The organism is Ruegeria sp. R14_0, from assembly GCF_017743975.1.
GTDB lineage: Bacteria > Pseudomonadota > Alphaproteobacteria > Rhodobacterales > Rhodobacteraceae > Ruegeria.
This window is the reverse complement of the sequence record NZ_JAGHRC010000003.1, coordinates 536431-547728: the sequence shown is the minus strand read 5'-3', so window position 1 is coordinate 547728 and position 11298 is coordinate 536431. Positions and strand designations below refer to the sequence as shown.

Annotated in this window: 14 protein-coding genes; 6 read left to right on the top strand and 8 right to left on the bottom strand. The window is 59.2% G+C overall.

The features are described from left to right. From J7416_RS12490 to J7416_RS12470, 5 genes are all read right to left on the bottom strand, one after another. Window positions 1–916: SPFH domain-containing protein (locus J7416_RS12490; RefSeq protein WP_209225066.1), on the bottom strand; the 916-nt coding region annotated here is incomplete at its 3' end. A gap of 22 nt (window positions 917–938) precedes the next feature. Beyond that, entirely contained in the window at window positions 939–1895 is a 957-nt protein-coding gene (locus J7416_RS12485; RefSeq protein ID WP_209225065.1) for a DUF2927 domain-containing protein, read from the bottom strand. Window positions 1896–1908: 13 nt separating this feature from the next. Beyond that, window positions 1909–3099: a toxic anion resistance protein gene (locus J7416_RS12480; protein WP_209225064.1), complete on the bottom strand. Its 1191-nt coding sequence runs from the start codon at window positions 3097–3099 to the stop codon at window positions 1909–1911. Between the two features lie 30 nt (window positions 3100–3129). Then, window positions 3130–4044, bottom strand: coding sequence for a 5-bromo-4-chloroindolyl phosphate hydrolysis family protein (locus tag J7416_RS12475; RefSeq protein ID WP_209225063.1), 915 nt, complete (start codon window positions 4042–4044; stop codon window positions 3130–3132). Window positions 4045–4218: 174 nt separating this feature from the next. After that, on the bottom strand, window positions 4219–5091 hold the full coding sequence (locus J7416_RS12470) for a pseudouridine synthase (protein ID WP_209225062.1): 873 nt from the start codon (window positions 5089–5091) through the stop codon (window positions 4219–4221). Between J7416_RS12470 and J7416_RS12465 the strand changes: the two genes are divergently transcribed. Then, complete coding sequence (locus tag J7416_RS12465; RefSeq protein ID WP_209225061.1) at window positions 5090–5539, top strand: nucleoside deaminase; 450 nt, start codon at window positions 5090–5092, stop codon at window positions 5537–5539. The genes J7416_RS12470 and J7416_RS12465 overlap by 2 nt on opposite strands. A gap of 2 nt (window positions 5540–5541) precedes the next feature. Here the strand turns inward: J7416_RS12465 and J7416_RS12460 are convergent, their stop codons facing one another. After that, complete coding sequence (locus J7416_RS12460; protein ID WP_209225060.1) at window positions 5542–6234, bottom strand: metal-dependent hydrolase; 693 nt, start codon at window positions 6232–6234, stop codon at window positions 5542–5544. A gap of 59 nt (window positions 6235–6293) precedes the next feature. On the opposite strand from J7416_RS12460, the gene J7416_RS12455 reads away from it, so the two are divergent. Next, complete coding sequence (locus tag J7416_RS12455; RefSeq protein WP_209225059.1) at window positions 6294–6950, top strand: ceramidase domain-containing protein; 657 nt, start codon at window positions 6294–6296, stop codon at window positions 6948–6950. On the opposite strand, the gene J7416_RS12450 is transcribed toward J7416_RS12455, so the two are convergent. Continuing rightward, window positions 6941–7504, bottom strand: coding sequence for a DUF4202 domain-containing protein (locus tag J7416_RS12450; RefSeq protein WP_209225058.1), 564 nt, complete (start codon window positions 7502–7504; stop codon window positions 6941–6943). The two genes, J7416_RS12455 and J7416_RS12450, sit on opposite strands and share 10 nt — an antisense overlap. Before the next feature lie 138 nt (window positions 7505–7642). Continuing rightward, entirely contained in the window at window positions 7643–7807 is a 165-nt protein-coding gene (locus tag J7416_RS12445; RefSeq protein ID WP_209225057.1) for a hypothetical protein, read from the bottom strand. A 238-nt stretch (window positions 7808–8045) separates the two neighbouring features. Between J7416_RS12445 and gatC the strand changes: the two genes are divergently transcribed. The 4 genes from gatC to J7416_RS12425 are packed head-to-tail and all read left to right on the top strand — an operon-like array spanning window position 8046 to window position 11218. Beyond that, on the top strand, window positions 8046–8333 hold the full coding sequence (gatC, locus tag J7416_RS12440; protein WP_058275619.1) for an Asp-tRNA(Asn)/Glu-tRNA(Gln) amidotransferase subunit GatC: 288 nt from the start codon (window positions 8046–8048) through the stop codon (window positions 8331–8333). A 3-nt stretch (window positions 8334–8336) separates the two neighbouring features. Next, window positions 8337–9824: an Asp-tRNA(Asn)/Glu-tRNA(Gln) amidotransferase subunit GatA gene (gatA, locus tag J7416_RS12435; protein WP_209225056.1), complete on the top strand. Its 1488-nt coding sequence runs from the start codon at window positions 8337–8339 to the stop codon at window positions 9822–9824. Window positions 9825–9864: 40 nt separating this feature from the next. After that, complete coding sequence (locus J7416_RS12430) at window positions 9865–10563, top strand: hypothetical protein (protein ID WP_209225055.1); 699 nt, start codon at window positions 9865–9867, stop codon at window positions 10561–10563. Then, window positions 10547–11218, top strand: coding sequence for an N-acetylmuramoyl-L-alanine amidase (locus tag J7416_RS12425; RefSeq protein WP_348540268.1), 672 nt, complete (start codon window positions 10547–10549; stop codon window positions 11216–11218). The genes J7416_RS12430 and J7416_RS12425 overlap by 17 nt, the downstream gene beginning before the upstream one ends. The last annotated feature ends 80 nt before the right edge of the window (window positions 11219–11298 follow it).

Sequence of the window (11298 nt, the reverse complement as noted above, 5' to 3'; positions counted from 1 at the left end):
GCGCTGACGGGTGCGGGGCAGCGGGGGCGGAGCTGCCCCACGGGCCGCTCGGTTGACCCGCTGCCATGTTTGCCATCTGATTGGCCATCGCCATGCCCATTCCCATACCAAGTCCGGCACCCATGCCGCCGCCCTGACCGGGGTTGTTCGCCGCCGCTGTCATGGCTTCGGCTGCAGAGTATTGGGTGAACTTGCCCAGATCACCGGCCAAACCCATCGAGGTTCGCTTATCCAGCGCAGCCTCGACCGCAGGCGGAAGCGAGATGTTCTCGATATAGAATTCAGGCATCTCCAACCCGTACCCGTCCAGCACCGGAGACACCTCAGCCGCGATCAGCTTGCCTAGATCTGCGGTGTTGGCGGCCATGTCCAGAACCGGAATGCCCGAGCCGGCGATCACGCGGCTGAACTCCTGCACGATAATGTTGCGGATCTGAAAGCTGATCTCATCCATCGTGAATTCGCCGTCCGTGCCGACAATCTCGGTCAGGAATTTCGCCGGGTCTTTGACCCGTACGGTATAGGTGCCGAAGGCCCGAATGCGTGTTGGTCCGAATTCCGGATCACGCAGCATGATCGGGTTCTTGGTGCCCCATTTCAGATCATTGAACCGCGTCGTGTTGACGAAATAGATCTCGGACTTGAACGGCGACTGGAACCCGTGATCCCAGTGCTGAAGGGTCGTCAGGATCGGCATGTTGTTGGTTTCGAGCATGTAAAGACCCGGCGTGAAAACGTCCGCTAGTTGCCCTTCATGAACAAACACGGCGGCCTGACCTTCGCGCACAGTCAGCTTGGCGCCATACTTGATCGCGTGTCCTTCGCGTTCGAACCGCCAGACCATGGTATCGCGGGTGTCGTCGACCCAGTGAATGACGTCAATGAATTCTCCGGTCAGAAAATCGAATATGCCCATTGGGGTTCTCCTCTTTCAGGGCTCAAAGCGGCTGGCCCATCAATTCACGTGCAATGATCCGCACCACGGGGCGGGCGTTGTCCACCGAAACACCGGTTTCCAAGCGCGGATCGTACAACATTGTCAGTAGTTTTTCGTCATGGCTGGTCAGCAGCGCAAATTCGTCATCATCATTAAAGATTGACGGACGCGCGGCCGGGCTGTCGTTCGAAAGCCCCAGCCCTTGGGCGATTTCTTCGTGGATACAGCTGCGGCGCAACAGATCGGACAGTTCCGACCGGATCAGCGTCACGGCGCGAACGTATTTGTAAGGGGCTGAACTGTTGCCCAAAGCAAAAACAAAACAGTCTATGTCGGACCGCGGATTGGCCACCAGATCCAGCGAATCCTGACTGATATTCGGGATAAGCTGTTTCAGGCGAGTCACCACATAGGCGCTGTCATCCTTGCCCGCAAAGAACACGTAAAAGTTTGCCCTGCGGTCGACCACGGAAATCGGGTGCCCGGTCACTCTCGCCAGGCGAGCGGAATAGGACTCAACCGCTTCCACGTCCTTAGTGCGTGTCGCGGGTAGGACAGTGGGGCCGAATTCGGTTTGCAATCGAACGGGCCCCGTCCAGCGGCTGAGTTGACCATCGGTTTGGCGCGAGGCCACAGCGACCGCGTGGTCGGGATACTCGCTGTAAAACGCGATGGCTTCGAAATTCCGTGCCAGATCCTCGGCGTCATATGGTGCATCCGGTCCGCCACCGTCGGTGCGCAACAGCCCGCGTGTCAGCAGGTCACGCTCGACCCGTTCGTAAAAGCGCGTCAGATCCTGACTGGCAGCAGAAGGCGGGACGTACGCGTTGGGTTCCGGTGCCGGAGGCTGTGGGCGTGGTTCAGGGACTACAGAAGATGTCAGCGTCTCATCGCAATTGGCCAGAGCCAACAGCGATACAAGCGCCAATGCAGGTTTCAATGCACCACGGAAACGCACGCCCAGCCAGCCTTTAGCCCGCGACCGCTGTTCCAGCGTTGTCGCCGACCCCGTCTTTGCGTGCTTTGGCGGCGGCCAGCGTGTCGCGCAGCTCGGCTTCCATCTTCTCCAGCTCTTCTTCCGCCGCGGCGCGTTTGGCCTTGCCTTCGTCCGCAATCGCAAGACTTTCGTTGATCGTGCCGATCAGGTCTGCATTGGCTTGCTTGACGGCTTCGATGTCGAACACGCCGCGTTCCATTTCTTCGCGGATCATCTTGTTCGACTGGCGCAAATTCGCGGCGTTTGAGGTCAGCAGCTCATTGGTCAGATCATTGGCATCGCGCACGGCCGAGGCGGCCTCGGCGCTGCGCTGGATGGTGACAGCCTGCGCCAATTGGGTTTCCCAAAGGGGCACGGTGTTGACCAGCGTCGAGTTGATTTTGGTGACCAGAGACTTGTCGTTCTCCTGAACCAGTCGGATCGAGGGCAGCGATTGCATCGTCACCTGACGGGTCAGTTTCAAGTCATGTACGCGCCGTTCCAGGTCGTCCCGCGCTGCGCGCAGATCACGCAGTTCCTGCGCCTTCATGACCTGGTCGTCTTCCGGCGCGGCCTGAACCTCGGCCTCTTTTTCGGGGATGTCGTGGCTGTCCAGCTCGGTCAGCTTTTCTTCACCCGCCGCGATGTACAACGCCAGTTCGTCATAGAACCCCAGCGTCTTTTCATACAGCAGATCCAGCGACTTGATGTCTTTCAACAGCGTATGCTCATGCGACAGAAGATCGTCGGTGATCCGGTCGATCTGGCCCTGAATTTGTTCATATTGCGCGGTGAATTTCGCGAACGGGGCGGCCTTGCCGATCAGCTTTTCCCACCAACTGCGTTCCCGGCGGACGTCCAGTTCGCTGACCGAGAAGCCCCGGATCGTGGTGACGATGTTGCGCAAGCTGTCACCGGCTGGACCGACATCCTTGTTGCGGACATCTGCCAGCATCGCCTGACTGATTTCCTGCAACTCTGCCTGGGCAGACGAGCCGAACGCGACGATGGAATTGGTGTTGTCCATGTCTATCTCGTCCATCCGCTTGCGGATTTCGGCGCTGACAGGTTCGTCAGCTTCTTCAAGCGAGACGATTTCGGCAGTGGGATCAGGCAGGGCAACGGCAGTCACCTCTTGGACCAGCGTTTCAGCTTCGACCGCCTTGTTCTTGATGTCATCGGACATGGGGGTAATCCTCTCTCAAATTGTGGCCGGTCAGTCCAACCGGACGCCTTCGCGTTGCAGCCTTTCGCGCAACACATCAATTTCAACCGTCAGATCGCTGCGGTCATCTAAAAGCAACTTGCGGGTTCGGGCCGCGAAATTCTGTTCAAGATCATCCAACAAAGACGAATAATCCTCTAACGCCTGAGGGTCTCGGGTTCGGGCATAGACATCCGCAAACTTGACAGTCGCATCACGTGCGCCCTTCAGGTAGACGGTCAGGTACTTTCGAGCACCGGCCAGATCACGGGGATCTTCTTCGACCGTCCGAAACAGTTCCCGCGCGGTGTCCTGGAACCGCTCGACCCGTGCTTCGATCCGGCGGTCACCGGCGCGTTTGATGGCATCAGTCATTTCGGAAAGGTGGGTTTCGGCGTCTTCTACGACGCGGGCAACGCGGTCCTGCTGGAAGGTGTCGATACCCTCCATGCCCTTGTCCTTCATCGGATCAATGCCGAACGAGACAGAGTGGAGGACAGTGGTTACCAATCCGAACAGGATAGGCGCGACCAGGCTGGCGTCGGCCACCGTGGCGGCGTCCAGAAATTCAGTTCGATAGGCCGCCAGCCCGATCCCAAGGCCGGTCAACACGCTGGAAAAAACTTTTCTCGGGAAAGCCGGGCGTCTGGCCGTGCGGCGGGCGTTGTATTCCGATTCCGCCCGCAACCCTTCTCGCAGTAAAAACGCGGCGGCTGTCAAAACCCCAGCCGCAATCAATCCGATGGTCATACCGACCGCGCCGTCGTTCAGCGACAGGAACACCAGCGGAACGGCGGGCAGGAACATTAGGTTGGCGCGGGCTCCGGCTGGTTCGACGCGCGCACCGTCATATTGACCGCGCGGCGGTTGATCCGGGGGCGAGGACTCACCTTGGGGGCTGTATTTTCCGCCATAGCGTTTGGCCATGTGCTTACAAGCCTCCCAGCAGGCCGGTGCACACGCCAAGCATGAGCATCAACAGCACAACATAGGCCAGTTTCTGCACTCCGGTCCCGGACATGGCGCCCCCCAAGCTTTTCCCTGTTGGAAATTTAGGGCATGCGAGGCCATGACGCTAGGGGGAAGGTTGCCTAACCTGCGTCACTTGCGAGGTTTCTTGCCGATTCCGGGGCGTTTTCGCTGGGGTCGCGCAGGTCGTTTCGCATGGGCATCGGGTTCGGCGTCCAGACCCAACTGATCCCGCATGACCCTGCGGCGAATTTCCTCGACCTCTCCGGGCTTAAGATTCCCAAGCTGAAACGGGCCATACGAGACGCGCAACAGACGGTTCACAGCAAAGCCGATATCTTCCATCGCGCGGCGAATTTCGCGGTTTTTGCCTTCGCGCAGACCGATGGTCAGCCAAGCATTGGCCCCTTGCTGTCGGTCCAGCGTGACAGTCATGGGTTGAAAGCGTTCCCCTTCGATGACCAGACCTTTGCGCAATGGGGCAAAATCCTCATCCTTGGGGCGCCCATTCACGCGAACGCGGTACTTGCGCAACCATCCGGTGGCAGGCAGTTCAAGCTTGCGCTTGATGCCGCCATCATTGGTCAGCAGCAGCAACCCTTCCGAATTCAGGTCGAGCCGCCCGACACTCATGACCCGCGGCATGTCCTCGGGCAGATTGTCGAAGATCGTCGCGCGCCCTTTTTCGTCCCGCGTTGTTGTCACAAGCCCCGGGGGCTTGTGGTACAGCCACAGGCGCGACGGTTCCGGTTCGGAAACGGGTTTGCCGTCGACGATGATCTTGTCTTTGGACGTCACGTTCAGCGCCGGGCTGTCGATTGTCTTGCCATTCACATTCACACGACCGGCTTCGATCATGCGTTCTGCTTCACGACGCGAGGCGACGCCTGCGCGGGCAAGGACTTTGGCGATCCGGTCGCCGGGAGGAGGGGTTTTAGTCATCTGCAGCCCATAACGCATCCCGGCCGCTTGCGAAAGGCGGGTTTCTAAGGCAGTCAGAGGCATGGTGTTCAGATCGCATATGGATAAGGCGTTGATTGAGGCGCGTGCCGCAGCCGATCGCGGCGAAGTGCCCGTGGGCGCGGTCATAGTTGACCCAGACGGTGCAGTCGTGGCCTCGGCGGGCAATCGTACGCGTGAGTTGAACGATCCCACCGCCCATGCCGAGATTCTGGCCCTGCGCGCGGCCTGCGCTGCAGCCGGATCCGAGCGGCTGCCTGATCATGATCTCTATGTCACGCTGGAACCCTGCGCCATGTGCGCGGCGGCGCTGGCGGCGGCGCGCATCCGGCGGATATATTACGGGGCCGCAGACCCAAAATCAGGCGGCGTTGCACATGGCGCGCGGGTTTTTACCCATACGCAGGCGCACCATGTGCCAGAGGTCTACGACGGCATCGCGGCGCAAGAGGCCGCGGACCTTTTGAAAGACTTCTTCGCCGCGCGGCGGTGACCCTAGACGCTGATGGGTTTCATCACCTCTGGCTCGATCACATCCACATCTGGCAGCCCGTCGATCAGCACCTGCGCGGATTGTTCGAGGATCGGGAAGGTCTTGTAGTGACAGGGAATCACGGTCTTGAAGTCAAAATACCGTTTGGCCGCATAAGCCGCCCCCTTCATGTCCATCGTGAAATGCCCACCCGCCGACAGGATGCCGATATCGGGTTTGTAGTAATCCCCCATCCAATCCATGTCGGCCATGATATCGGTGTCGCCCGAGACATAGAGCATATGGCCATCCGATTCGATCATGAAGCCGACCTCGCTGCCGCCGGTGCGCAGGCCATCAGGCGTTGAAAAGGTCGAACTGTGTGAGGCCGGAACCATCGACACTTTGACACCGTTCAGGTTTACCGTTCCGCCCTTATTGTAGCCGATAGTTTCAAGGCTTTCGGCTTCGCTCCAGTACCCCATCAGGTCATACTGGCCGACAACCGGGACTTTGAGGTGTTTGGCCAGCGAAACCACATCCGCAATATGGTCAAAATGTGTATGCGTCAGAAGGATATGGGTTGCCCCCTCAAGCGCATCGTCGTGCTGTTCTTCGGAAAGGACGGGATTTCCGGTCAGCCAAGGGTCGATCAGCAGAACCTGCCCACCGGTTTCGATGCGAAAACTACCGTGACCGAGCCAAATGATATTCATAAATTCGTCCTCCCAAACAAAGTGTTGGCTTTAACCTAGCATCGGTTATGTAAAAGTTCATGGACTGGTTTCAGGAAATTGATGGGTATTGCGAGCGCTTGTCGCCCGCGTATTGGGCCGAACCGATAAACGCAGTGACAAACGCTGCGTTTCTGATTGCGGCGTTTGTCATGTGGCGGCGGGTGCGCGGGCAGGGGATGCCCCTGGCCATGATGCTGGTGCTGATCCTCGCCGCCATCGGGATTGGGAGCTATCTGTTCCACACCCATGCGCAGGTTTGGGCTGCAATGACGGATGTTGTGCCGATCCTGCTGTACATCCTCGTCTACATCTTCGCGATCAACCGGGACGTCTGGCATATGAGGCCAGTTCCTGCCGGGCTGTTAACCGCTTTGTTCATTCCCTACGCTGCGGCGACTGTGCCGCTGTTTCAGTTTGTTCCGGGTCTTGGGGGGTCATCCGCTTACGCTCCGGTGCCGCTGTTGATTCTAATCTACGCGTTTTTGCTACGGCATCGGGTGCCGGAAACCGCGCGTGGGCTTGCTGTCGGGGCAGTCATTCTGATCGCCTCGATCACCTTCCGCGCGCTGGACGAACCCATTTGCGGACAGGTCCCGCTGGGGACGCATTTCCTGTGGCACATTCTGAATGCCATCATGCTGGGTTGGATGATCGAGGTCTACCGGCGTCACATGGTTCGCGCGTCTCAGTCCTGAAACGCGCTGGCCAGATGCTCGGGTAATTCAAACTCGGACAAAACCCGCGCCCGCCCGTCCGCTGACATTTTGCGGGCGGTTTTCTCGACGATGCTCTGGATTTTCTCGGCCGAGTGCTTTTGGGCGAAAGGTGCGAAATACCATTTGAGGAATACGAAACAGATCACATCTTCAAGCGCCTGAACTTCGTCGTCGCGCTTGATGCCCTGTTTGCGCAGCATCCGCCCGGCGGCCTCGATGTCCTCTGCGCCATAGCCGTTCTGCTCCATCAGCCCCATCACGAAGTCAGCGTGATGAACCCCTTGCGCCTTGCGCCAGGCCAGATACCCAGCGCGACCTTCGGGGTACGCATTGCGCGCCAGCTTCCATCGCTCGACATGCTGGCCACGTGCTGCAATTTGCAACGGATCAGAGGCGTCGGGGAACAATCGGTCCAACTCGGCACTCATGCGCTGGCCATACAGCAGTTCCACTGGCTGGCCGTCTTCTTGGTTGGGGTCGTGTGAGTTGGCCGCATCAATGGCGTCCAGAACAGCTTGCTTGCGCGCGTTCATTTTCTGCTCCGTTGGCTGGCCGACCCTGCGGGGCAGGGCGGCGGGTCGTTTGTGCCACCGTAGCGTTTTGCCATGCCGAGCGCAGCAGCCAATTGCCGAGTCGGGAATTCTGTACCCGACCCGGCATAATGGGGCGCATTATTTGGTTGGTTTGATCTGGTCCTTTGTGACCGGCTGCGACACCTGATCGGGGAAAATCAGGGTGCGGGTCAGTGTGTCCATGCTTGGGCCGAACGACCCCGCCTGGGCTTGTGCTGCAACAACTGTGGTGGCCAATACAAAGGCAGTGATGAACGTTTTCATCGTTTTTCTCCATTTAAGGCTGTGCCGTATTATATGAAGTGAACAGTTCAGTTTAGTTTTTCAAGGGGCGAAGTGAACTATTTAGTTTATTTTTTTGCGCAAAGGTTTTTAGCAATCGAAGGGCCAGATCGGTTTTTATGGACCTTGCCAAGCATACAAGGGTGAATCAGAGCCTCGGCGGTCTTGCGACCCGGCGACCAGACAGGTAAATGCCCCCTAACGCATATGAGGATATCCGATGTCGATTGACCAAAGCAATGCCGCCAAGGTGGCCAAACTGGCCCGGATCAAGGTCGAAGATGACGCGCTGCCCGCGCTGGCATCCGAGTTTAACACCATCCTTGGGTTCATCGAACAACTGAACGAAGTGGATGTCGAAGGCGTCGAGCCGATGGTCTCGGTCGAGCCGATGCGCCTGAAACGCCGCGAGGATGTGGTCACCGACGGGAACCAGCAGGATAAAGTTCTGGCCAACGCCCCCGATGCGCGCGAAGGGTTCTTCGCTGTTCCCAAAGTTGTGGAGTAAGACATGAGCGATCTGAACAAACTGGGCCTGGCCGAGGCCCGCGACGCGCTGCGCAAGGGCGAGGTGACCTCGGTCGAGTTGACCGAGTCTTGCCTGAAGGCCATTGATGACGCCGACGCGCTGAACGCTTTTGTCCACAAAACGCCCGAGATTGCGCTGGAACGCGCCAAGGCGGCGGACGCGCGGATCAAGGGCGGCGACGCGCCGTCGATGTGCGGCCTGCCGATCGGCATCAAGGATCTGTTTTGCACCAAGGGCGTGCCCTCGCAGGCGGCGTCGAAGATTCTGGAAGGCTTCAAGCCCGAGTATGAATCCACCGTATCTCAGCAACTGGCCGATGCCGGTGCCGTGATGCTGGGCAAGCTGAACATGGACGAGTTCGCCATGGGTTCGTCCAACGAAACATCCGTCTATGGCAACGCGGTCAGCCCGTGGCGTCGTGGCAATGATGACGCGCAGCTGACGCCGGGCGGTTCTTCGGGTGGTTCGGCCTCCGCTGTTGCGGCTGATCTGTGTTTGGCCGCAACCGGCACCGACACCGGTGGCTCAATCCGTCAGCCTGCTGCGTTCACCGGCATCACCGGCATCAAGCCGACCTACGGCCGCTGCTCGCGCTGGGGCATCGTGGCTTTTGCGTCTTCGCTGGATCAGGCCGGTCCGATGACCAAGAACGTGCGCGACGCAGCGATCATGCTCGAGGCGATGTGCGGTCACGATCCCAAAGACTCGACCAGTGCAGAACTGGCTGTCCCGAATTTTGAGGCCATGCTGACCGGCGACATCAAAGGCAAGAAGATCGGTATTCCAAAAGAATACCGCATGGACGGTATGCCTGCTGAAATTGAAAAGCTCTGGGCCGAAGGGGCAGAGATGCTGAAAGCAGCGGGTGCCGAGATCGTTGATATCTCGCTGCCCCACACCAAATACGCACTGCCTGCTTACTATGTGATCGCCCCGGCCGAGGCGTCGTCGAACCTCGCGCGTTACGACGGTGTCCGCTATGGCCGCCGTGCGCAGCTGGCACAGGGCGACGGCATCACCGAGATGTATGAAAAGACCCGCGCCGAAGGCTTCGGTCACGAGGTTCAGCGCCGCGTCATGGTCGGAACCTACGTGCTGTCGGCTGGTTTCTATGACGCCTACTACAACCGCGCGCGCAAAGTCCGTACGCTGATCAAGAATGACTTCGAGGATGTCTTCGCCGCCGGGATCGATGCGATCCTGACCCCGGCCACGCCGTCCGCGTCCTTTGGCCTGGGCGAAATGACCGACGCCGATCCGGTGCAGATGTACCTGAACGACGTTTTCACAGTGACGGTCAACCTGGCTGGTCTGCCGGGCATTTCGGTTCCCGCAGGGTTGGACAAACAGGGTCTGCCGCTTGGGCTTCAGCTAATCGGTCGTCCATGGGACGAAGGCGATCTGCTGAACACGGCCTATGCGCTGGAAAGCGCCGCCGGTTTTGTGGCCAAACCGGGCAAATGGTGGTAATCCTCGGATCAGGCAAGACCAGCTAAGACGGAGCAGCTGAATGCGCTTTACGCTTCTGATCCCCGCAATCGGACTTGTGGCCGCCTGCAACACGGTGGCCCCGGTCCAGGGTACAGGTTTCAACACACCTCAATACCAGGCACAGCGTGAGGCCACGTTGGCCGGGCAGGGCTATACTGGCAACCCGCTGCTTGGCCCGGCTGAGGTATCAGAACAGCAGCTGGGCGCGCCTGGCACCACACCGACCGGAGAGAACGCCGATATCGCATCGGCAACTGCGGCTGCATTGGCCAGCACATCCAGTCAAAGCACAGTGACGCAAGCGCCGCTGTCCGCAACCAGCAACAATGCAATCTCGGATGAACAGGATTTCGCCGCCGTTTCTGGCCGCCGAACGATTGAATCCGACGCTGCGCTGATCCAGCAGAACCGCCAGACTTACGAAGTCGTCACCCCGACCGCCGTTCCGCAACGCGGTTCGGACGGGCAGCCAAACATCGTGCAATACGCGCTCAGCACCTCGAACCCTGTTGGTACACAGCTTTATAGCCGCGCTGGGTTTAACCTCGAGGCCAAGGCCCAGCGGAACTGTGCCAAGTTCCCGTCACCGGATCAGGCTCAGATCGAGTTCCTGGCCAATGGCGGCCCGCAGCGTGACCGAAACGGGCTGGACCCCGATGGAGATGGATACGCCTGCAGCTGGGACCCCAGCGCATTCCGCAGTGCCGTCAACAACTGATCCGCTGACACCGATCTGGCATCCATCGCCCAATTTCGGGCCACGCAGGGATGGGCTGAAGCCGTCCCTGATCGTTCTGCACTATACAGCAATGAACAACGCGCAAGAGGCATTGGAGAGATTGTGCGATCCTGTCCACGAGGTCTCGGCGCATTACCTGATTGGCGGTGACGGAACGCTCTGGCAGATGGTGCGGGAAGAGGACCGCGCCTGGCACGCAGGGGCCGGAGAGTGGCACGGACAGAACGACATCAACTCCCGTTCCATCGGCATCGAACTGGACAATACCGGGCAACACCCGTTCTCTGATCTGCAGATGCAACGACTCGAACAATTGTTACGACAGATCATGCGCCGCTGGACCATTCAACCAAACGGCGTGATCGGTCATTCCGATATGGCCCCCGGGCGCAAATTTGACCCCGGCCCAAAGTTTGACTGGCTGAGGCTGGAGCGCAATGCGCTGGCCGCACCCCGCGGACAGGGCGATAGCCCGCAAACTGCCGTACAGATCCAGTTTCGAACACTGGCACAAGCGGCGGGATTCAGCGCTGATGTAGACGATGAAACCCTGCTCTCCGCAGTCCGTCTGCGATATCGCCCCTGGGGCAAAGGCCCTTTGCAGCATGCCGACTTGGCGCCCCTGACCACCTAAACCTGATCCGCACTTCATCTGGCCAAAAATATCCCGGGGTTGAATTGGCCGCAGGCCAAGAAGGGGCTGGCCCCTTCAGG